Here is a 20752-nt window from a genome sequence, read left to right as displayed (position 1 = left end):
CGATGTTTTATTTCCTCACTCCCAGCCGTAACTTGAACTCCGGCCGACAATTCGCTATACCACTGGCTTCTTTAGTGCAGTAAGGAACAGGTGGATGCGAAACAATATTTGCGTTTTTTGTGGCGCCAGTGAAGGCGTCAATCCCGCTTATGCCGAGCAGGCTCGTCAACTGGGGCAGCTGCTGGCCGCACAGGGGCGCCGTTTAATCTACGGCGGCGGCAAGAAAGGATTGATGGGGATCGTGGCAGATGCCGTGTTGGCGGCGGGCGGTGAAGCTGTCGGCATTATCCCCGAGCGCCTGGTTGAAGCGGAAACCGCGCATCGCGGCCTGACCGAACTGGAAGTGGTGCCTGATATGCATACGCGCAAAGCCCGTATGGCCGCGCTGGCGGACGGTTTTATCGCCCTGCCCGGCGGCATCGGAACGTTGGAAGAGTTGTTTGAAATCTGGACCTGGGGACAAATCGGCTATCACAACAAGCCGGTCGGCCTGCTGAACGTTAACGGCTTCTACCGCCCGCTGAGCCAATTCCTCGAACACGTCGCCGATCAGGGCTTTATGCGCCACGACTATCTCGGCACCCTGCACATCAGTGAATCGGCGCAAACGCTGCTACAACAGTTTGACGATTATCAACCCAAAAATTACGACCGCTGGGCGAAATAAACCCGCTGCGCAGCCAGCGGCCCTACCGCTGTCTGCGTTACATTTCCCGCCAAACTCTGCTACTATCACAGCACATTTTTCTCGTGAAAACGGCACCGCTCATGAAGTTTGTCTCTTTTAATATCAATGGACTGCGCGCGCGTCCGCATCAGCTGGCGGCAATTATCGAACAGCACCAGCCCGACGTGATCGGCCTGCAAGAAACGAAAGTTCACGACGACATGTTCCCGCTGGAAGAAGTCAGCCAGCACGGCTATCACGTGTTCTATCACGGGCAAAAAGGCCATTACGGCGTAGCGCTGCTGACCAAAGCGGAGCCTCTGGCCGTGCGCCGCGGTTTCCCGACCGATGAAGAAGATGCGCAGCGTCGCATCATCATGGCCGATCTGGCGACGCCGCAGGGCACGCTGACGGTGATCAACGGCTACTTCCCGCAAGGTGAAAGCCGCGACCACCCGATCAAATTCCCGGCTAAAACACGCTTTTATCAGGATTTGCAAAACTACCTGGAGCAGCAGCTGTCGGCGGAATCCCCGGTGTTGATCATGGGTGACATGAACATCAGCCCGAGCGATTATGACATTGGCATCGGCGAAGACAGCCGTAAACGCTGGCTGCGCACCGGCAAGTGTTCCTTCCTGCCGGAAGAGCGCGAATGGATGGACCGCCTGCTGAACTGGGGCCTGGTAGACACCTATCGCCACGCCAACCCGGGGCGCAACGACGAATTCTCGTGGTTCGACTACCGTTCCAAAGGGTTCGACGACAACCGCGGCCTGCGTATCGATCTGCTGCTGGCCAGTACCCCGCTGGCTTCGCGCTGCATCGCCACCGGCATCGATTATCAAACCCGCGGTATGGAAAAACCTTCCGACCATGCGCCGGTCTGGGCGGAGTTTACGCTGTAACCCCATCACCCCGGCGCTCGCCGGGGTTTTACTCTGTGAAGCCAATGAAAATTATCGACGTGGTAGCCGCTATTCTGGAACAGAACGGCCACATTTTACTGGCCCAGCGCGGCACAGGCAGCGATCAGGCCGGTCTGTGGGAGTTTCCCGGCGGCAAGGTTGAAACGGGCGAAAGCCAGCCAGAAGCGCTGGCGCGCGAGCTGGATGAAGAATTGGGAATTTGCGCCCGTATCGGCGACTATGTGGGCAGCAATCAGTGGCAGCAAGGCGAACGCATCATCCGCCTGCACGCCTGGCAAGTCACGGCGTTCTCCGGTGAACTGCAACAGCGCTGCCACTCGGCGTTGGTCTGGGTTACGCCGCAGCAGGCGCAGGAATACGCCCTGGCGCCCGCCGACGTTCCACTGCTGGCGGACTATATCGCCGCGCAAAGCGGTGCACGCTGAGCGCGGCGACAGGTTACATCGTCACTTCTTCAATCGCACCCAAATCAAGGGGTTGGTGCCGATGGTGTTAGGCTCACGCACGCACTGCAGCACTTCCCCTTCCACTTTAAGCACCGCGCCCTCGGAATAGTTTTGATTCTGGTAGACGCAACAGCGGTTGCAGGGCTGTGCCGGCGGTGGGTTGACGCCGCTTTTGGCCGTGCCCCAAATCTCCGGCGAAACCGATAACACCACGTCCACATCGCCGCGATTGGCGACTGCCAGGCCGGAAAACATCAGGGCAGCGGCAGCCAATCCCCCACTGAGTCCACGCTTCATTCACTCTTCTCCTGCGCCTTGCCGGCGCTTTTCCTGCGTTTTTTGCCTCCGCTGGAGGGCGGCGGCGGCAATCCACGAAACGCCATGCTCGCCCGGCTCTGCTTAGCCTGATAAATCAGCTCTTGCAGCGTGCCGACCAACGGCTGCATAAAGTCCTGATAGCGGCAGGATTTCTCGCTGATTTGCGTCAACGTGGCTTCCCAGTTGGCCGTCATATCAGGGCGCGCAGCAAGATCCGGCAGCGAGTGAATCAACGCGCGCCCGGTTTCGCTGGAGTGAATATAGCGTCCCTTCTTGTACAGAAACGCCCGCTTGAACAGCAATTCGATGATCCCCGCTCGCGTCGCTTCCGTTCCTAAACCATCGGTCGCCCGCAGGATTTTCTTTAACGCTTTATCTTGTACGAATCGCGCGATGCCGGTCATAGCCGACAACAGACTGGCGTCGGTAAACGGCCGCGGCGGCTGCGTCTGGCGCTCCACCACTTCACCGCGTTCGCACAGCAGCTCATCGTCCTTGGCCACCACCGGCAGCGGCGCACCTTCGTTTTCCTCGTCGCGCTCCTTGCTGCCCAGCAGCGTACGCCAGCCGGCCTCCGCCAGGAAACGCGCCTTGGCGATGAATTTGCCGCCGGCGATATCCAGCTCGATCACGCATTTGCGGAACACCGCATCCGGACAAAACTGCATCAGGTACTGGCGCGCCACCAGCCCATACACGTTCCGTTCATCCTGCGTCAAATTGACCTTGCCGGCGCGGGCGGTGGGAATGATGGCATGGTGCGCATCGACCTTTTTATCGTCCCAGCAGCGGTTGCGGCGATCGCTGTCGATCACCGGCTGCGGATACAGCTCGGGTTGGTGCACGCTGATGGCGTTCAGCACCGCGTGGCGGCCGGCAAAATGCTCTTCCGGCAGATAGCGGCAGTCGGAACGCGGATAGGTGATCAATTTGTGGGTTTCGTACAGCCGCTGGCAAACGTCCAGCACCTGTTGCGCGCTGAGGTTGTAGCGCCGGGCCGCCTCGATTTGCAGCGTGGAAAGCGAGAACGGCAGCGGTGCGGTATCTGATTCCCGTTTATCATTATAGGCCGTGACCAGGGCCGGCTGGCCCTCGATGCGCTTGACCACGTGTTCCGCCAACGGCCGGTGCAGCAAACGCCCTTCTTCATCCTGATAAGGTTCACAGGAGTCGCTGGGTTGCCACAGCGCCACAAAGCGTTCTTCTTTCGGCGTGACGATGTGCGCCTTAACCTCAAAGAAGTCTTTTGGCACGAAGTTTTCGATCTCTTCGTCGCGACGCACCACCAATCCGAGCACCGGCGTCTGCACCCTGCCCACCGACAGCACGCCGTCGTAACCGGCGTTACGGCCCAACAGCGTATAGGCGCGGGTCATATTGATGCCGTACAGCCAGTCGGCGCGCGAACGCGCCAGCGCGGACACGCACAGCGGGATAAAGTCTCGGTTGTCGCGCAGGCGCTCGACCGCACGCTCCACCGCCTGCGGGTTGAGATCGTTGATCAGACAGCGGCGCACGTTCTGGCGCTTCTCCGCCGTCAAATCCAGGTAGTCCAGCACCTCATCCACCAGCAGTTGCCCTTCGCGATCCGGGTCACCGGCGTGAACCACTTCATCGGCTTCGAGCAGCAGCTTTTTAATCGCGTTGAGCTGTTTGCTGACCGAAGGCCGCGGCTGCAAGCGCCATTTTTCGGGGATGATCGGCAGATCCGCCAACGACCAGCGCGCATAGCGGCTGTCATAGGCGTCAGGCTGAGCCTGCTCCAGCAGGTGGCCGACGCACCAGGTCACCACGTCGTTGTTGCCACAGGCGATATAGCCGTCGCCGCGGCGATGCGGCTTGGGCAAGACGTCGGCAATGGCGCGCGCCAAACTCGGTTTCTCGGCTATGAACAGTCGCATTAATCACCGTTTTTCTGGCTGAACGTCATCAAGAATTCTCTTACTTCTGCATAGTTCCCACGGAAGACGATCCGCTGGGCTTTCTTTTCCAACTGATAGCAATACATCGGATCGTAGTACTGCTGCAACAGAGGCGCCAACCATTCGCGGTGCGCGTCGCCCTGGCCGCTGAGGCGCTGAGCCCGCAGCGCCGCCTCCAACCGCTGCGTCAGCTGCTGGAAGCGCTCCAGGCCCAAACGGCGGCGGATGGCGAACAGGCCGTGATGCAAATAGTCGTCGTACTGCCGCCAACCTTCTTCCACGCCATAGGCCTGTTCGAACTGTTCGCGCATACCGTCGATATATTCCGCCTGCAGGCGCGCCAGGCGAATGTCGAACGGATCGTCGATCACCGCCACCGGTGCCTGCTGCATGCCGTTGAACAACGGCAGCGGCAGATTGTTGCTGCCGATGATCCGCCCTTCGTCTTCCAGCACCCAACGGCGGCTGCCACCATGCTGTTTTTTCAGCAATAACACAGCCAGACGATTCTCAAAATCTATCTGCGAGCTCTGTCCCGCCAGCGTTCGGCCAAAAGATGAACCGCGATGGCGCGCCGCGCCTTCCAGATCGACGCCGTCGGCCAGTTCGTTGACCAGCAGCGTCTTGCCGCTGCCGGTATTGCCGCCCACCAGGGCCATCGGCAATGCCGCGCTTTGCGTCAGTACACCGAGCAGATAATTGCGCAGTGCCTTATAACCGCCAGTGATACGCGGATAATCCACGCCGGCCTCATGCAGCCATTGCTGCACCAGCTGCGAGCGCAGCCCGCCGCGGAAGCAGTAAATATAGCCTGCGGGCCGCTCTGCGCAGGCCGCCAGCCAGGCGGCGGTGCGCTGTTCACGCAGTTTGCCGTTCACCAGGCTGTGGCCAAGCGCGATCGCCGCTTGTTGCCCATGCTGCTTATAGCAGGTACCGACCGCCTGGCGTTCGCTGTCGATCATCAGCGGTAAATTCACCGCCTGGGCGAAGGCGCCCTGCTGAAACTCGATCGGCGCGCGCACGTCAATCAGCGGCACGTCCTGCAGGAAAATTCGTGGGTAATCGTCGCTGTCCGGCCTTCCTTGCATGTTGGACACTACGCGACCTCGATCAGCGGCTGCCCGGTCTGTGCGGCATGCAATTCGCCGATAGCGTTAAGCGTGATACCGTGCTGCTCGGCAATTGCCAGCACCTGCGCCTCCGACTCAGGCAATACCGCCAACAGCAAGCCGCCGGAGGTTTGCGGATCGCACAGCAGCTGGCGCTGCAAATCGCTCATCTCGCCCACCAGATGGCCATAGCTGTCGAAGTTGCGCCCGGTGCCACCCGGCACGCAGCCTTCGGCAATATACGCCTCGACGTCCGGCAGCTTCGGCACCCGATCGAACCAGACCGTCGCCTGCAGACCGGAGCCCTGGCACACCTCGCTCAGGTGACCCAGCAGGCCAAAGCCGGTGATATCGGTCATCGCCGTAACGCCCGCCACCTCGGCAAAGTCGGCGCCCGGCTTGTTCAGGCGGCACATCACTTCCGTCGCCAGGCCCTGATGCTCTGGGCGCAGCTTGCTTTGCTTCTCGGCGGTCGTCAGCACGCCGATGCCCAGCGGCTTGGTCAGATAGAGTTTCGCACCGGCCTGTGCGGCGCTGTTTTTCTTCACCCGCTCGGTATTGACCACGCCGGTCACCGCCAGGCCGAAAATTGGTTCCGGCGCATCGATGGAATGGCCACCGGCCAGCGCGATGCCCGCCTGCTGGCAGGCGAAACGCCCGCCGTCGATCACCTGCTGCGCCACCTCCGGTGGCAGTTTGGCGATCGGCCAGCCAAGAATGGCGATCGCCATGATCGGTTTGCCGCCCATGGCGTACACGTCGCTGATGGCGTTGGCGGCCGCAATGCGGCCGAAATCGAACGGATCGTCGACGATCGGCATGAAGAAATCGGTGGTGCTGATGATGCCGACGCCGTTGCCGATGTCGTACACCGCCGCGTCGTCGCGGGTTTCATTGCCGACCAGCAGGCGCGGATCGACAAACTTTTCCCGCTCGCTGTGCAAGATGGTTTCGAGAACTTTCGGTGAGATTTTGCAGCCGCAGCCAGCGCCATGGCTGTACTGGGTTAAACGGATCGCTGGCGATGTCATAGTCCACTCCCTTCGGTAACGGCACTCAAGATATCATAGGGTAGCGCTTGCCGAGGGGATTGATAAGAGCGGGCCGCCGATATGCGAACGGCCTGCTCAGAAACCATGCAATTTTGCGGGGTTTGGCGCATTTTCGCCGCGCCCCGCGGGAGAAAACTCAGAAATAGCTGACGAAAGGCGCGCTGTCCGGCGGCGTCACCTTGGTGGCGGCCTTCAGCTGTGGCGTGCCCAGATAGAGGAAACCGACGATCTCATCCTGCTCGCGGCAGCCGAAGGCTTCGCGCACCAGCGCATGCTCGGTCCAGGCGCCGGTGCGCCAGATGCCGTTAAAGCCCTGCGCCAGCGCCGCCATCTGCATCGCCTGCACCGCGCAACCGGCGGAAACCACCTGCTCCCAGCGCGGCACCTTGGTCTCTTCAGTACAGTGGGCGATGACGGTGATGATCAGCGGTGCGCGGAACGGCGCCTTGGTGGCCTTTTCGATCGCCGCTTCGTCCAGTTGATCCTGCTTCGCCGCCGCCTGCAGCAGCTGGCTGAAGCGCTCCAGGCCCTGATTTTCGATCATCACGAAACGCCACGGCTGCAGCGCGCCGTGATCGGGCGCACGCAGGCCCGCGTTGATGATATTTTGACGCACTTCCCCCGCCGGCGCCGGTTCCGCCAGGCGCGAAGCCGAGCGGCGATTCAATAAAAGATCCAGAGCATCCATCGTAAACTCCTGATAACAATTTTCATTCCGGCCACGTTAACATAGCTAAACGACGAGTTACAGCCTCGGCGATAGCGTCTGCGTGCCACGATTTAAAGCTGACATTTACCCGGCCGCTCATTAGGATAGCGGAACATTCTCGACTCTTGTTGGAGAGCACATGCGCACATTGTGGCAAATTATTGCCGGCATTTTCCGGTGGACATGGCGTCTGCTGAATTTTATCAGGGAACTGATCCTTAACCTGTTCCTGGTCTTGCTGATCCTGGTTGGGGTCGGCATCTATCTGTCCTTCCAAAGTTCCTCCACCTCGACGGCCCCGGCGCGCGGCGCGCTGCTGGTTGACTTAAGCGGCGTGGTGGTCGATCAGCCTTCGGTAAACAACCGGGTGCGGCAATGGGGCCGCGAACTATTGGGTGCCTCCAGCAGCCGCCTGCAGGAAAACTCGCTGTTCGACGTGGTGGACAGCATCCGCAAGGCCAAAGACGACAAAAACATTACCGGCATGGTGTTGCAGCTGAATGACTTCGCCGGCGCCGATCAACCGTCGCTGCGTTATATCGGTAAGGCACTGCGCGAGTTCCGCGACAGCGGCAAGCCGATCTTCGCCATCGGCGACAGCTACAACCAGACGCAATATTTCCTGGCCAGCTACGCCAACAAAATCTACCTGTCGCCGCAGGGCGCGGTCGATCTGCACGGTTTCGCCACCAACAACCTGTATTACAAGTCGTTGCTGGACATGCTTAAAGTCACCACCAATATCTTCCGCGTCGGCACCTATAAATCGGCGGTCGAGCCGCTGATCCGCGACGATATGTCCCCGGCGGCGCGCGAAGCGGACAGCCGCTGGATTGGCGGCTTGTGGCAAAACTATCTGGAAACCGTGGCGGCCAACCGCCAGCTGACGCCGCAGCAGCTGTTCCCGGGCGCCGCCGGCGTGCTGAGCGGCCTGCAGGCGGCCGGTGGCGACACCGCCCGCTATGCGCTGGACAATAAGCTGGTGGACGAGCTGGCCTCGCGCACCGCGATCGAAAATCAGCTGGTCAAAACCTTCGGCTGGGACAAGCAGGCGAACGATTTCAACGCCACCAGCATCTACGACTACCAGCCGAAGCCGGACGCCAACCAGGGCGGCAAGATCGCCGTGGTGTTCGCCAACGGCGCCATCATGGACGGCCCGCAGACGCCAGGTAACGTCGGGGGGGATACCACCGCCGCCGAGCTGCGCCAGGCGCGCCTGGATCCGGCCATCAAGGCCGTCGTGTTCCGCGTCAACAGCCCGGGCGGCAGCGTCAGCGCATCCGAAGTGATCCGCTCCGAACTGGCCGCCGTGCGCGCCGCCGGCAAGCCGGTGGTGGTTTCGATGGGCGGCATGGCCGCGTCGGGCGGCTACTGGGTTTCGACGCCGGCCGACTACATCATCGCCAGCCCGAGCACCCTGACCGGCTCCATCGGCATTTTCGGCATCATCAACACCTACGAGAAAACCCTGGATACGCTGGGCGTGCACACCGACGGCGTGGCGACCTCGCCGCTGGCCGACATTGCGGTCACCAAGGCATTGCCGCAAGAGTTCTCGCAGATGATGCAGCTGAACATCGAAAACGGGTATAAGAACTTCCTCGATTTGGTCGCCAAATCGCGCAAGATGCCCCCGCAGCAGGTTGACCAAATCGCGCAAGGCCACGTCTGGCTCGGCAGCGACGCCAAGGCCAACGGCCTGGTCGATCAATTGGGCGATTTCGACGACGCGGTGAAGAAAGCCGCCGAGCTGGCGAAGCTGCAGCAGTGGCAGCTCGACTGGTTCGTCGATACCCCAAGCCTCAGCGATATGGTGCTCAGCCAGTTCGGCGTTTCCATTCACGCCATGCTGCCGGCGGCGATTCAGGCCATGCTGCCCGCCCCGCTGGCCTCGGTCGCCAACGCGGTGAAAGAACAGCCGGGCTTGTTCAATAACCTGAACGATCCGCAAAACCGTTATGCGATCTGCCTGACCTGCGGAGAAGTCCGCTAACAAATAATTCTGCAGCCCGGCCATCGCCGGGCTTTTTTTCTGCCGCCATGCCCCTATAATTCAGCCCATCTTATCTTTGTTAAAATCATGACCATGCAAAAGAAATCCATTTACGTCGCCTACACCGGCGGCACCATCGGCATGCAGCGCTCCGATCACGGCTACATCCCGGTTTCCGGCCACCTGCAGCGCCAGCTGGCGCTGATGCCCGAATTCCATCGCCCGGAGATGCCGGATTTCACCATTCATGAATATGCGCCATTGATCGACTCTTCGGACATGACGCCGGAAGATTGGCAGCACATCGCCGACGACATCAAACAGAACTACGATCGCTACGACGGCTTCGTGATCCTGCACGGTACCGACACCATGGCGTTCACCGCATCGGCGCTCTCCTTCATGCTGGAAAACCTGGCTAAACCGGTGATCGTCACCGGTTCGCAGATTCCACTGGCGGAGCTACGCTCCGATGGCCAGACCAACCTGCTCAACGCGCTGTATCTGGCGGCTAACCATCCGGTGAACGAAGTTAGCCTGTTCTTCAACAACAAGCTGTTCCGCGGTAACCGCACCACCAAAGCGCACGCCGACGGCTTTGACGCCTTCGCCTCCCCGAATCTGCCGCCGCTGCTAGAAGCCGGCATTCACATTCGTCGCCAGCACGGCATCGACAGCCCGGCTTGCAACGGCGCGCTGCGAGTGCACGACATCACGCCGCAGCCGATCGGCGTGGTCACCATCTATCCGGGCATTTCCGGCGCGGTGGTGCGCAACTTCCTGTTGCAACCGGTCAAGGCGCTGATCCTGCGCTCCTACGGCGTCGGTAACGCGCCGCAAAAGGCCGAGCTGATCGACGAGTTGCGTGCGGCCTCCGAACGCGGCATCGTGGTGGTCAACCTGACGCAATGCATCTCCGGGCGCGTCAATATGGAAGGCTACGCCACCGGTAACGCGCTGGCGCACGCCGGGGTGATCAGCGGTTTCGACATGACGGTGGAAGCCGCCTTGACCAAGCTGCACTACCTGCTGAGCCAGCCGCTGACGCCGGAACAAATCCGCGCCCTGATGCAGCAAGACCTGCGCGGCGAACTGAGCATCAACGGTTAACCTACTGAACTCTGGAGCGGCGATGAAAACGGCCCTGTTGTTGATCGATCTGCAAAACGATTTCTGCCCCGGCGGCGCGCTGGCGGTCACGGCGGGCGACGCCGTCATCCCGGTTGCCAATCAGGCGATCGCCGCCTGTCTGGCGCGTGGCGAGCCGGTCGTGGCCAGCCAGGACTGGCACCCCGCCAATCACCGCAGCTTTGCGGTGAATTCCCATGCGCAGGTCGGCACCCTCGGCGAGCTGGAGGGCCTGCCGCAGGTGTGGTGGCCGGTGCACTGCGTGCAAGGGAGCCACGGCGCCGATTTTCACCCCCAGCTGCAACGGCAACACATCAATGCCGTCTTTCGCAAAGGCCAGGAGACGGATATCGACAGCTACAGCGCCTTCTTCGATAACGGCCACCGTGCGCAGACCGAACTGCACGGCTGGTTGCAATCGCAGGGCGTCCAGCGGCTGGCAATCATGGGCCTGGCGACCGACTACTGCGTCAAATTCAGCGTGCTGGATGCGCTGGCTGCCGGCTATCCAACGCAGGTGATCGTCGACGGCTGCCGCGGCGTTAATCTGCAGCCGGACGACAGCGAGCGGGCGCTGCAGGACATGGCGCGCGCCGGTGCACAACTGGTTACCCTGTCACAATTCCTCGCCAACTAAATCCTCCGGGGCGCCACCGGCGCCCTCTCTGCGCGGCGGCGAAAATATCGACGCCGCTCACAATACCGCCCTTCTTCTTCCCCAACGGCTTGTGACCGGCAGGCGCTTTTGCTGTTATGGCTGCGACGCTTTTGGCGTCAATCGGTTATACGCATCCGGGGCCCGCTGAGCCCGGCTTTATTGTGACCGCCTCTGGCGGTACGGTCGGCCTTGCCGACCCAAGGAGAAAGACATGAAAATAACCCGAAAACTGCTGCCTTTACTGGCGGCGGTGCAGTTGGCTATGGCCGGCGCAGGCACGGCTCAGGCCGCTTATCTCTCCGTCGGCTACTTCAACGGCGGCGGCGACGTCACCGCCGGCCCCGGTGGCGACATCGACAAGCTGGACGTCACGCAAATCACCCACCTCAACTATTCGTTCGGCCTGATCTACAACGGCGAGAAAGACGAAGCCAATGCGGCGCTGAAAGACCCCGCTCGCCGCCACCAGATCTACCTGTCGCCGAAGGTAACGGCCGATCTGCAACGGCTGCCGGTGCTGCGCAAACAGAACCCCGAGCTGAAAGTGCTGCTGTCGGTCGGCGGCTGGGGCGCACGGGGCTTCTCCGCCGCCGCGGCGACTGCGGAAAACCGGGCGATATTCATCCGCTCCGCGCTGCAGATGATCGCCCAGTATCAGCTGGATGGTATCGATCTGGACTGGGAATATCCGGTGAACGGCGCCTGGGGGCTGGTGGAAAGCCAACCGGCAGACCGCGACAACTTCACCCTGCTGCTGAAAGAGCTTCACCAGGCGCTGGGTAAAGGCAAGCTGTTAACCATCGCCGTCGGGGCCAACGCCAAAAGCCCGCAAGAATGGGTCGATGTGAAAAGCATTGCCCCTTACCTCGACTACATCAATCTGATGACCTACGACATGGCTTACGGCACGCAGTACTTCAATGCCAACCTGTACGACTCAAAACATTGGCCAACCGTGGCGGCCGCCGACCGTTACAGCGCCGATTTCGTGGTAAAGAATTATCTGGCTGCCGGACTGAAACCGGCACAGATGAACCTGGGCATCGGTTTCTACGGCCGGGTACCGAAGCGGGCGACCGAGGCGGGCATCGACTGGGACAAGCCGGACGCCGCCAAACATCCGGTGACGCAGCCATACTTCAGCACGCGCGAAACCGCCCTGTTCAACGCGCTGGGGCTGGATCTCGGCAAAGACACCTACTTTAAATACCACGATATCGTCAGCAAATTACTCAACGATCCGCAGCATCGTTTTCACGAGCACTGGGATGACGACGCCAAGGTACCTTACCTGACGCTGCAATCCGCCGCAGGCAAACCGCTGTTCGCCATCTCCTACGAGAACCCGCGTTCGGTGGCCATCAAGGCCGAGTACATCAAAAGCCAGGGATTGGGAGGGGCGATGTTCTGGGAGTACGGCGCGGACGATAACAACCGGCTGGCACAGCAGCTGGCGGAATCGCTGGGTATCAAGGGCGAAAAACGGTGAACCGACGGGGCGATGGCGTCATCGCCCCGCTTTAGGGCAACCTTACTGCGGTTTGAGTTTGGCCAGCGGCTCGGCAACGAACTGCTGTTTCAGCTCTTGCTTGCTCTTCATCACGATCTGCCCGTCGGTGCCGATGCTCATGTGCTGCGGATCGACGTTGTTCATCGACTGCCACAGCATCACCGCCTGCAGGCTGTTTTCTTTTTGCTCCGGCGTCAGCGCCACGCCATCCGGCCATTTGCCCAGCTCAACCGCCTGTACCAGGCGCTGGTATATCTCGGGCGTCATCGCCGCAATCAGATCTTTCACGTCCATCAGAGCCCTTCTCGCTTACGGATGAATAATTAGCTGAATCGATTTTGTTGGTTAAATTACCACTTAGCCGGCCGTTTGGTCGCCATTTTCGCCATCGGTGAAACTCAGCGAGGCGGAGTTGACGCAATAGCGGTCGCCGGTCGGCTGCGGGCCATCGGGGAAAACGTGCCCCAGGTGCGCGTCGCAATGACCGCAGCGGATTTCAACACGGTGCATATTATGTGAATTATCATCAAGATAACGGATTGCATCGGCGGAAACCGGCTCATAAAAGCTCGGCCAGCCGCAACCGGAATCGTATTTGGTTTCGGAATAGAACAGCGGCTGGTTACAGCACAGGCAATGGTACACGCCCTCGCGCTTGTTGTGCAGCAATTTGCCGCTGAACGGCGCTTCGGTGCCGCGCTGTTGCGTCACATAACGTTGGATTTCATTCAGTTCCGTGACCGGATGACCGGGGGTTGTCTCTTTAGCCATTTGTGCTTATCTCTGAATGTGGATAATGTCAACGAAAACAATGATTAATAATAACAAAAAATTAACACCGCTGCAGGGGTTTTTGGCCTAAACTGTAGCCCATAAAGGCCACGTCACGATGATATGTGATAGCGATCACACATCTTGCGTATGCTGACTTTATACTTGGCGGCTTGTCCCCATATAACGGATGAGGCCGAGCGCAAATGGACTGTGCAATAAGCGTGCAAAACCACCCTTCCGGTTTGACTTGCCGCAAGAATTGACACGATTCCGCTTGACGCTGGGTAAGGTTTTTGTAATTTTACAACCAACCTTTTATTCACTAACAAATAGCTGGTGGAATATATGACTATCAAAGTAGGTATCAACGGTTTTGGCCGTATCGGTCGCATTGTTTTCCGTGCTGCTCAAGAGCGTTCTGACATCGAGATCGTTGCAATCAACGACCTGTTGGACGCAGAGTACATGGCTTACATGCTGAAGTATGACTCTACTCACGGCCGTTTCAACGGTACGGTAGAAGTTAAAGACGGCCACCTGGTTGTTAACGGCAAAACCATCCGTGTTACCGCAGAGAAAGACCCGGCTAACCTGAAGTGGAACGAAGTGGGTGTTGACGTGGTTGCTGAAGCGACCGGTATCTTCCTGACCGACGAAACCGCACGTAAACACATCACCGCTGGCGCTAAAAAAGTCGTTCTGACTGGCCCATCCAAAGATGCGACCCCAATGTTCGTGCGTGGCGCCAACTTTGACAAATATGCCGGCCAGGACATCGTGTCCAACGCCTCTTGCACCACCAACTGCCTGGCGCCACTGGCTAAAGTCATCAACGACAACTTCGGTATCGTTGAAGGCCTGATGACCACCGTTCACGCGACCACCGCCACTCAGAAAACCGTTGATGGCCCGTCCCACAAAGACTGGCGCGGCGGCCGCGGCGCATCCCAGAACATCATCCCTTCTTCTACCGGCGCAGCGAAAGCGGTTGGCGTTGTTCTGCCAGAACTGAAAGGCAAACTGACCGGTATGGCGTTCCGCGTACCGACGCCTAACGTATCCGTTGTTGACCTGACCGTGCGTCTGGAAAAAGCGGCTACCTACGAAGAAATCAAGAAAGCCATCAAAGATGCCGCTGAAGGTTCTATGAAAGGCGTTCTGGGCTACGTTGAAGACGACGTGGTTTCCACCGATTTCAACGGCGAAGTGCTGACTTCCGTGTTCGATGCCAAAGCCGGTATCGCACTGAACGACAACTTCGTGAAACTGGTTTCCTGGTACGACAACGAAACCGGTTATTCCAACAAGGTTCTGGACCTGATCGCTCACATCTCCAAGTAATGGCATGATGTTAAGCTGATAATGAGGGCGACATTTTTGTCGCCCTTTTTTATTTGTCTCTCCGGCAAACATTAAGGTAATGAAATGAACGAGAAAATTTTCACCCTGCCCGTTTCCGAACAGATTTCGCCTTACATCAGCCAGCGTCAACTCGATGAGCTGGGCGTGGTTGTGGTGTCGCACCCGAAAGTGCGCGCGGCCGTCGCGCTACAAGGCGCCCATTTGCTGGCCTGGCAGCCCAGCGGTGAGCAGCCGGTGATTTGGCTCAGCAGCAATACCCCCTTCGCCAAAGGCAAGGCCATCCGCGGCGGCGTGCCGATCTGCTGGCCGTGGTTCGGCCCGGTAGCACAACCCTCCCACGGTTTTGCCCGTAATCAGCCCTGGAGCCTGACGGCGCACGATGAAGATGACAACGGCGTCATCCTGACCTTTACCCTGAAAGACAATGAGCAGACCCGCAAACTGTGGCCGCACGCCTTCACGCTGATTGCCCGCTTCAAGCTGGGTGTGGAGTGCGAGATCGAGTTGGAATCGCACGGCGATTATCAGGCTACGGCGGCGCTGCACAGCTACTTCCAGGTCGGCGACATCGATCGGGTCAGCGTGGCGGGCCTGGGCGAGCCTTATATCGACAAGGTGGCGGGCGGCGCTGAGGCGCGCCAGGCGGGCGAAGTGACCTTCGTCGGCCAAACCGACCGCGTCTACACCCGCCCGGAGGCCTTCAGCCAGATCCGCGATCCGGCGCTCGCGCGCACCATCGAGGTTCACCACCATCATATGAGTGACGTTATCGCCTGGAACCCGGGCGTAGAGCTCTCCTGCAGCATGGGGGATATGCCGAACGACGGTTACAAGACCATGGTCTGCGTAGAGACCGGGCGCGTCAGTAAACCGCTGGTCGCCGCCGGCGAACAACCGGCCCGTTTGGGTGTGACCTTCCGTAGCCGTAAGAAAACCTGAAAAACCGTGCGCGGCAGCGCACCACAAATGTGCAAAAGGGGCGCCAGCGCCCCTTTTTGATGCACGCCATGCACGATGATCGTGCAATGCGTGATTAGAAGGTGTAGCTCACACCCGTCATCAACAAACCGGTGTAGGATTTATCCACCATCGGACTGTCTTTCACTTCATCAGACAACTTCACATAGCGGCCGACGAAGAAGGCATTCCAGCTTTTGTTGATCTGGTAATTGGCGCTCAGCTCGAGATACGGCGCCCAGCTATCGCCTGGGGTGTAGCTGTCCAGGCCGCTGCGGCGCGATTCATTGGCGCTGACGCCATAGTAATATTTGTTCTGGTTCTTGCTGTTCCACATCACGCCCACGCCCGGGACCAGCGTCAGCGCGTCCAGATCAAACTTGTACAGGTAAGCCACATCGCCCACCAGACCGTTGCTGTTGTTCAGCGTGTCGCCGGTGAAGGTGGTGCGGAGAGTGCCCCACTCGGCGTTGTGCGAGTATGCCAGGCCGGCCATCAGCGTGCCGCGGCGCTTGTCGAGACGCTTCATGCGATCGTCGTCGCTGTCGCCCGGACGGTAGCCCCATGGCGTGTAGTAACCCATGATGCTCAGCTGGTTTTCTTGATCCTTCCACAGGTAGTAACCGGCGGTCAGAGTACGGAAGTAGAAGTCGTCACCTTCATAGTCGATAACGGGCACCGGATAAACGCGGTCCTGATAACCACGATACGCGTCCGGGCTAACCAGCGCGGCAGCGCCGAGTGACCAGGTTCCCGCCTGAGCACTTTGCGCACAAACCATTGCGGAAGCGATAATTGCTAGCGTTTTGAGTTTTGAAATCTTCACTGGTTCTTTTTCCATAAATTACAGGGTTAATAGCTGCAACAGTTTATGTGAAAATTTAGTTACGCGCCTAATCTTTACAATAGAAAACGACCAAGATCGAATAACTTATAGCGGAATTATGAATTAATCATGGTGGAACGGTGACGTTTCATCCCGCAGGCCGCGCCAGACAAGGCATTTGGCTCACACGGTAATAACTGAGTCATTGATATGACTTAAAAAAAGCTTTTTCTGCGGCAGGAAATTTTCCGGCAAGCAAACTAAGCTTAAATCAGAAGGTGAATTTATCCTGGGCCCAGTGGCATACAGCGCAACTCGCGATAATAAGCGCACCAAGTTGGCATACGGGTTGCTGTACTCAGGCGTATTCTCATCTTTCGGGAGCCAGAACACTATCACACGCTCTCTTTAACCTGTGCTAATAACGAAAGGACGGGCATCATGAACATATTTGACCACTATCGCCAGCGCTACGAAGCTGCCAAGGACGAAGAGTTCACACTGCAGGAATTTCTTACCATTTGCCGGCAAGATCGCAGTGCCTATGCCAACGCGGCCGAACGTCTGCTGATGGCTATCGGTGAACCTGTGATGGTCGACACTGCGCTAGAATCACGCCTGTCGCGCCTGTTCTCCAACCGCGTGATCGCACGCTATCCGGCCTTCGAAGAATTCTACGGCATGGAAGAGGCCATCGAACAGATCGTCTCTTACCTGAAACACGCCGCCCAGGGCCTGGAAGAGAAGAAACAGATCCTGTACCTGCTCGGCCCGGTGGGCGGCGGTAAATCCTCGCTGGCGGAACGCCTGAAGGCGCTGATGCAGCGCGTGCCCATCTATACCCTCAGCGCCAACGGCGAACGCAGCCCGGTCAACGATCATCCGCTGTGCCTGTTCAATCCGCAGGAAGATGCCTCGATCCTGGAAAAAGAGTTCAACATCCCCAGTCGCTATCTCGGCACCATCATGTCGCCGTGGGCGGCCAAGCGCCTGCATGAGTTCGGCGGCGACATCACCAAGTTTAAAGTCGTGAAAGTGCGCCCTTCCATTCTGGAACAGATCGCCATCGCCAAAACCGAACCGGGCGACGAGAACAACCAGGACATCTCTGCGCTGGTCGGTAAAGTGGATATCCGTAAACTGGAGAACCACGCGCAGAACGATCCGGACGCCTACGGCTACTCCGGTGCCCTGTGCCGCGCCAACCAGGGGATAATGGAATTCGTCGAGATGTTTAAAGCACCGATCAAGGTGCTGCACCCGCTGCTGACGGCGACCCAGGAAGGTAACTACAACGGCACCGAGGGCATCTCCGCCCTGCCGTTCAACGGCATTATTCTGGCGCACTCCAACGAATCCGAATGGGTGACCTTCCGTAACAACAAGAACAACGAAGCGTTCCTCGACCGCGTGTACATCGTTAAGGTGCCTTACTGCCTGCGCGTGTCGGAAGAGATCAAGATTTACGACAAATTGCTGGACCACAGCGAGCTGACCCACGCGCCCTGCGCGCCGGGCACCCTGGAGACGCTGGCGCGGTTTAGCGTGCTGTCGCGGCTGAAAGAGCCGGAAAACTCGAGCATTTACTCGAAAATGCGCGTGTACGACGGCGAAAGCCTCAAGGATACCGATCCGAAGGCCAAGTCCTATCAGGAGTACCGCGACTACGCCGGGGTTGACGAAGGTATGAACGGCCTCTCTACCCGTTTCGCCTTTAAAATCCTCTCGCGAGTGTTTAACTTCGATCACGCCGAGGTGGCGGCTAACCCGGTGCACCTGTTCTATGTGCTGGAACAGCAGATCGAACGCGAACAGTTCCCGCAGGATTTGGCCGAGAAATACCTGGAGCACCTGAAAGGCTACCTGATCCCGAAATACGCCGAGTTTATCGGCAAGGAGATCCAGACCGCCTATCTGGAATCCTACTCGGAATACGGACAGAACATTTTCGATCGCTACGTGACCTACGCGGACTTCTGGATTCAGGATCAGGAGTATCGCGATCCCGATACCGGTCAGCTGTTCGATCGTGAGTCCCTGAACGCCGAGCTGGAGAAAATTGAAAAGCCGGCCGGGATCAGCAATCCGAAAGATTTCCGTAACGAAATCGTGAACTTCGTGCTGCGTGCCCGCGCCAATAACAACGGCCGTAACCCGAACTGGACCAGCTACGAGAAGCTGCGCACCGTGATCGAGAAGAAAATGTTCTCCAATACCGAAGAGCTGTTGCCGGTGATTTCGTTCAACGCCAAAACCTCGACGGACGAGCAGAAAAAACACGACGACTTCGTCGACCGTATGATGGAGAAAGGCTATACCCGTAAGCAGGTGCGCCTGCTGTGTGAATGGTATCTGCGGGTCAGAAAATCCTCATAACGCCTCAGGTAAGCGGCATTATCAGGGCCATGTCCACCGTCATGGACGTTGCAGCGCAGCCCACGGAGGGGCGGCACATTGCGCTGCAGCGGCCGGGACATGAAGAGTTGGCAACGTCGTTTGGGGGAAGTATGGCCTATTTCATTGACCGACGGCTGAACGGCAAAAACAAGAGCATGGTGAACCGCCAGCGCTTCTTGCGTCGTTACAAGTCGCAAATCAAACAGTCGATTGCCGAAGCCATCAACAAGCGTTCGGTCACCGACGTAGACAGCGGGGAATCGGTCTCCATCCCCACTGACGATATCAACGAACCGATGTTTCATCAGGGGCGCGGCGGCACGCGCCATCGGGTGCATCCGGGCAACGACCACTTCGTGCAGAACGATCGCGTTGAGCGGCCTCAGGGCGGATCAGGCGGTGGCGGCGGCCAGGGCAACGCCAGCCAGGACGGTGAAGGCCAGGATGAATTCGTCTTCCAGATTTCCAAAGACGAGTATCTCGATCTTTTGTTCGAAGATCTTGCCCTGCCCAACCTGAAAAAGAATCAGTACAAGCAGTTGACCGAGTTCAAAACCCACCGCGCAGGCTATACCGCCAACGGCGTGCCGGCCAACATCAGCGTCGTGCGCTCGCTGCAAAACTCGCTGGCGCGGCGTACCGCCATGACCGCCGGGAAAAGGCGCGCGTTGCACGAACTGGAAGACGAGTTGAACCAGTTGGAAAACACTGAACCGGTGCAGTTGCTGGAAGAGGAGCGGTTGCGCAAGGAGATAGCCGAACTGCGCAAGAAAATCGAAAGCGTGCCGTTCATCGACACCTTCGATCTGCGCTACAAAAACTATGAGCGCCGGCCGGAACCCTCCAGCCAGGCAGTGATGTTCTGCCTGATGGACGTGTCCGGCTCGATGGATCAGGCGACCAAAGACATGGCCAAACGTTTTTACATTCTGCTTTATCTGTTCCTGAGCCGTACCTACAAAAACGTCGAGGTAGTCTATATTCGCCACCACACCCAGGCGAAAGAGGTGGACGAACAGGAGTTCTTCTATTCGCAAGAAACCGGCGGCACCATCGTCTCCAGCGCGCTGAAGCTGATGAACGACGTCGTCGAAGAGCGCTACGACCCGGCGCAATGGAATATCTACGCCGCGCAGGCGTCGGACGGTGACAACTGGGCCGACGATTCACCGCTGTGTCATGAGCTGTTGGCGAAGAAGCTCCTGCCGATGGTGCGTTATTACAGCTATATAGAAATCACTCGTCGCGCTCATCAGACGCTGTGGCGCGAATATGAGGATCTGCAGGCGAAATTCGACAACTTCGCCATGCAGCATATCCGCGAACCGGACGATATTTATCCGGTATTCCGCGAACTGTTTCGCAAGCAGACCGTGTGAATAGCACCGCGCGAACGTCACCACAGCCGGAGAATGACATTTTCCGGCTGTTTCTTTTTCACCATTATATATTCAGAATATCTATGTTTAATTTTTAAACAAACCCAATATCAATAATAAGCCACATTGCCCAGAACGGCCCTCCCTATTATTTGCGCTTCTGAGGTTATTCCTAAACATTCGCCTCCTGGCCCGCACGGCTTGATAGGAATATTCCCATTCAGTTATCGTTACCTCATCGCTTAAGTCCTTTACTAAGCGAAATTTGCCTCATTTTATTTTTCCATGGCTTCTCAGCCCTCCACGGCGGGCATTTACCTGTCAGCAGGTTAGACATCATGATCGACTACACTCTCTATGGCCTCAACAAGCAAGATGTTGATGAATACCATAAGCAAATATGCTGCCTGCTCGGCAAAAGCGTGCTGCTGGTGCTGACCGCCAACAAGCCGATAACCAAACAGAATCTGCTCGCCTGCCTTATCCAGGAGGTGGAAAAACAACCCGATGATTATTTTCAGAGACTGCATCGTGCAGCAATAGAAATGATCGGCGTCAACGGGCGTTAAGGCGATATGCGCAAGGCGGAAATCTACGCCATTATTGCCACCCT

The 20752-nt window shown here is 58.4% G+C and carries 20 protein-coding genes; 12 read left to right on the top strand and 8 right to left on the bottom strand.

Annotated features, from left to right (window positions below; all coding sequences use genetic code 11):
• Positions 1–94: 94 nt before the first annotated feature.
• The 3 genes from WCL58_RS01875 to WCL58_RS01865 all read left to right on the top strand — a co-directional run bounded on the left by WCL58_RS01875 (position 95) and on the right by WCL58_RS01865 (position 2021).
• Positions 95–667, top strand: a complete 573-nt coding sequence (locus tag WCL58_RS01875) for a TIGR00730 family Rossman fold protein (protein ID WP_033647601.1) — start codon at positions 95–97, stop codon at positions 665–667.
• A gap of 101 nt (positions 668–768) precedes the next feature.
• On the top strand, positions 769–1575 hold the full coding sequence (gene xthA / locus WCL58_RS01870) for an exodeoxyribonuclease III (protein WP_033634797.1): 807 nt from the start codon (positions 769–771) through the stop codon (positions 1573–1575).
• Positions 1576–1619: 44 nt separating this feature from the next.
• Entirely contained in the window at positions 1620–2021 is a 402-nt protein-coding gene (locus WCL58_RS01865; RefSeq protein WP_060423827.1) for a pyrimidine (deoxy)nucleoside triphosphate diphosphatase, read from the top strand.
• Positions 2022–2042: 21 nt separating this feature from the next.
• On the opposite strand, the gene WCL58_RS01860 is transcribed toward WCL58_RS01865, so the two are convergent.
• The 5 genes from WCL58_RS01860 to WCL58_RS01840 form a co-directional block, all read right to left on the bottom strand.
• Entirely contained in the window at positions 2043–2339 is a 297-nt protein-coding gene (locus WCL58_RS01860; protein ID WP_336850374.1) for a YnjH family protein, read from the bottom strand.
• Entirely contained in the window at positions 2336–4261 is a 1926-nt protein-coding gene (locus WCL58_RS01855) for a DNA topoisomerase III (protein ID WP_041035424.1), read from the bottom strand. Before WCL58_RS01855 ends, WCL58_RS01860 begins: the two co-directional genes overlap by 4 nt.
• Positions 4261–5370 (bottom strand): tRNA 2-selenouridine(34) synthase MnmH, encoded by a 1110-nt coding sequence (gene mnmH, locus WCL58_RS01850; RefSeq protein ID WP_102985028.1) that lies wholly within the window; start codon positions 5368–5370, stop codon positions 4261–4263. The genes WCL58_RS01855 and mnmH overlap by 1 nt, the downstream gene beginning before the upstream one ends.
• Before the next feature lie 8 nt (positions 5371–5378).
• Positions 5379–6422 carry a selenide, water dikinase SelD gene (gene selD, locus WCL58_RS01845; RefSeq protein WP_060423833.1) on the bottom strand — a complete coding sequence of 348 codons (1044 nt, stop codon included), beginning with the start codon at positions 6420–6422 and terminating at the stop codon, positions 5379–5381.
• Between the two features lie 157 nt (positions 6423–6579).
• A complete protein-coding gene (locus WCL58_RS01840) occupies positions 6580–7131 on the bottom strand; it encodes an NAD(P)H nitroreductase (protein WP_060423835.1) in 552 nt (183 codons plus the stop codon).
• Positions 7132–7291: 160 nt separating this feature from the next.
• Here WCL58_RS01840 and sppA point away from each other — a divergent pair, with 160 nt between their 5' ends.
• The 4 genes from sppA (at position 7292) to WCL58_RS01820 (ending at position 12423) form a co-directional block, all read left to right on the top strand.
• A complete protein-coding gene (gene sppA / locus WCL58_RS01835; protein WP_159318095.1) occupies positions 7292–9148 on the top strand; it encodes a signal peptide peptidase SppA in 1857 nt (618 codons plus the stop codon).
• A 93-nt stretch (positions 9149–9241) separates the two neighbouring features.
• Positions 9242–10258, top strand: coding sequence for an asparaginase (gene ansA / locus WCL58_RS01830; RefSeq protein ID WP_047730911.1), 1017 nt, complete (start codon positions 9242–9244; stop codon positions 10256–10258).
• Positions 10259–10280: 22 nt separating this feature from the next.
• On the top strand, positions 10281–10913 hold the full coding sequence (gene pncA, locus WCL58_RS01825) for a bifunctional nicotinamidase/pyrazinamidase (RefSeq protein WP_102984566.1): 633 nt from the start codon (positions 10281–10283) through the stop codon (positions 10911–10913).
• 232 nt (positions 10914–11145) lie between these two features.
• Positions 11146–12423: a glycoside hydrolase family 18 protein gene (locus WCL58_RS01820; protein WP_336850372.1), complete on the top strand. Its 1278-nt coding sequence runs from the start codon at positions 11146–11148 to the stop codon at positions 12421–12423.
• A 42-nt stretch (positions 12424–12465) separates the two neighbouring features.
• On the opposite strand, the gene WCL58_RS01815 is transcribed toward WCL58_RS01820, so the two are convergent.
• Together WCL58_RS01815 and msrB are read right to left on the bottom strand one after the other, a co-directional pair.
• Complete coding sequence (locus WCL58_RS01815; RefSeq protein WP_033634809.1) at positions 12466–12738, bottom strand: YeaC family protein; 273 nt, start codon at positions 12736–12738, stop codon at positions 12466–12468.
• Between the two features lie 63 nt (positions 12739–12801).
• The gene (gene msrB / locus WCL58_RS01810; protein WP_004932219.1) at positions 12802–13215 is read right to left on the bottom strand and encodes a peptide-methionine (R)-S-oxide reductase MsrB; all 414 of its coding nucleotides are present in this window, start codon (positions 13213–13215) and stop codon (positions 12802–12804) included.
• A 348-nt stretch (positions 13216–13563) separates the two neighbouring features.
• Between msrB and gapA the strand changes: the two genes are divergently transcribed.
• Together gapA and WCL58_RS01800 are read left to right on the top strand one after the other, a co-directional pair.
• Positions 13564–14559, top strand: a complete 996-nt coding sequence (gene gapA / locus WCL58_RS01805; RefSeq protein ID WP_004932222.1) for a glyceraldehyde-3-phosphate dehydrogenase — start codon at positions 13564–13566, stop codon at positions 14557–14559.
• A gap of 84 nt (positions 14560–14643) precedes the next feature.
• Positions 14644–15519, top strand: a complete 876-nt coding sequence (locus WCL58_RS01800; RefSeq protein ID WP_197756410.1) for a D-hexose-6-phosphate mutarotase — start codon at positions 14644–14646, stop codon at positions 15517–15519.
• Between the two features lie 94 nt (positions 15520–15613).
• Here WCL58_RS01800 and WCL58_RS01795 read toward each other — a convergent pair whose 3' ends face one another.
• On the bottom strand, positions 15614–16378 hold the full coding sequence (locus WCL58_RS01795) for a MipA/OmpV family protein (RefSeq protein WP_015378103.1): 765 nt from the start codon (positions 16376–16378) through the stop codon (positions 15614–15616).
• A 426-nt stretch (positions 16379–16804) separates the two neighbouring features.
• On the opposite strand from WCL58_RS01795, the gene yeaG reads away from it, so the two are divergent.
• The 3 genes from yeaG to WCL58_RS01780 all read left to right on the top strand — a co-directional run bounded on the left by yeaG (position 16805) and on the right by WCL58_RS01780 (position 20708).
• The gene (gene yeaG / locus WCL58_RS01790) at positions 16805–18739 is read left to right on the top strand and encodes a protein kinase YeaG (protein WP_004932230.1); all 1935 of its coding nucleotides are present in this window, start codon (positions 16805–16807) and stop codon (positions 18737–18739) included.
• A gap of 131 nt (positions 18740–18870) precedes the next feature.
• A complete protein-coding gene (locus tag WCL58_RS01785; protein WP_060423846.1) occupies positions 18871–20139 on the top strand; it encodes a YeaH/YhbH family protein in 1269 nt (422 codons plus the stop codon).
• 338 nt (positions 20140–20477) lie between these two features.
• Positions 20478–20708 carry a hypothetical protein gene (locus tag WCL58_RS01780; RefSeq protein ID WP_060423848.1) on the top strand — a complete coding sequence of 77 codons (231 nt, stop codon included), beginning with the start codon at positions 20478–20480 and terminating at the stop codon, positions 20706–20708.
• The last annotated feature ends 44 nt before the right edge of the window (positions 20709–20752 follow it).

It is taken from the genome of Serratia sp. TMDUHS_CL (genome assembly GCF_037137105.1).
GTDB classification, from domain to species: Bacteria; Pseudomonadota; Gammaproteobacteria; order Enterobacterales; family Enterobacteriaceae; genus Serratia; species Serratia nevei.
This window is presented reverse-complemented; position numbering and strand designations above follow the sequence as displayed.

Excerpts from the sequence above, each read along its gene's own strand:
- pncA (WP_102984566.1), top strand. The coding sequence starts at position 10,281 with ATGAAAACGGCCCTGTTGTTGATCGATCTGCAAAACGATTTCTGCCCC.
- selD (WP_060423833.1), bottom strand. The coding sequence starts at position 6,422 with ATGACATCGCCAGCGATCCGTTTAACCCAGTACAGCCATGGCGCTGGC.
- WCL58_RS01800 (WP_197756410.1), top strand. The coding sequence starts at position 14,644 with ATGAACGAGAAAATTTTCACCCTGCCCGTTTCCGAACAGATTTCGCCT.
- WCL58_RS01815 (WP_033634809.1), bottom strand. The coding sequence starts at position 12,738 with ATGGACGTGAAAGATCTGATTGCGGCGATGACGCCCGAGATATACCAG.
- gapA (WP_004932222.1), top strand. The coding sequence starts at position 13,564 with ATGACTATCAAAGTAGGTATCAACGGTTTTGGCCGTATCGGTCGCATT.
- WCL58_RS01795 (WP_015378103.1), bottom strand. The coding sequence starts at position 16,378 with ATGGAAAAAGAACCAGTGAAGATTTCAAAACTCAAAACGCTAGCAATT.
- mnmH (WP_102985028.1), bottom strand. The coding sequence starts at position 5,370 with ATGCAAGGAAGGCCGGACAGCGACGATTACCCACGAATTTTCCTGCAG.
- WCL58_RS01865 (WP_060423827.1), top strand. The coding sequence starts at position 1,620 with ATGAAAATTATCGACGTGGTAGCCGCTATTCTGGAACAGAACGGCCAC.
- ansA (WP_047730911.1), top strand. The coding sequence starts at position 9,242 with ATGCAAAAGAAATCCATTTACGTCGCCTACACCGGCGGCACCATCGGC.
- WCL58_RS01875 (WP_033647601.1), top strand. The coding sequence starts at position 95 with ATGCGAAACAATATTTGCGTTTTTTGTGGCGCCAGTGAAGGCGTCAAT.
- WCL58_RS01780 (WP_060423848.1), top strand. The coding sequence starts at position 20,478 with ATGATCGACTACACTCTCTATGGCCTCAACAAGCAAGATGTTGATGAA.
- WCL58_RS01820 (WP_336850372.1), top strand. The coding sequence starts at position 11,146 with ATGAAAATAACCCGAAAACTGCTGCCTTTACTGGCGGCGGTGCAGTTG.
- WCL58_RS01855 (WP_041035424.1), bottom strand. The coding sequence starts at position 4,261 with ATGCGACTGTTCATAGCCGAGAAACCGAGTTTGGCGCGCGCCATTGCC.
- yeaG (WP_004932230.1), top strand. The coding sequence starts at position 16,805 with ATGAACATATTTGACCACTATCGCCAGCGCTACGAAGCTGCCAAGGAC.
- WCL58_RS01840 (WP_060423835.1), bottom strand. The coding sequence starts at position 7,131 with ATGGATGCTCTGGATCTTTTATTGAATCGCCGCTCGGCTTCGCGCCTG.
- WCL58_RS01785 (WP_060423846.1), top strand. The coding sequence starts at position 18,871 with ATGGCCTATTTCATTGACCGACGGCTGAACGGCAAAAACAAGAGCATG.
- sppA (WP_159318095.1), top strand. The coding sequence starts at position 7,292 with ATGCGCACATTGTGGCAAATTATTGCCGGCATTTTCCGGTGGACATGG.
- msrB (WP_004932219.1), bottom strand. The coding sequence starts at position 13,215 with ATGGCTAAAGAGACAACCCCCGGTCATCCGGTCACGGAACTGAATGAA.
- WCL58_RS01860 (WP_336850374.1), bottom strand. The coding sequence starts at position 2,339 with ATGAAGCGTGGACTCAGTGGGGGATTGGCTGCCGCTGCCCTGATGTTT.
- xthA (WP_033634797.1), top strand. The coding sequence starts at position 769 with ATGAAGTTTGTCTCTTTTAATATCAATGGACTGCGCGCGCGTCCGCAT.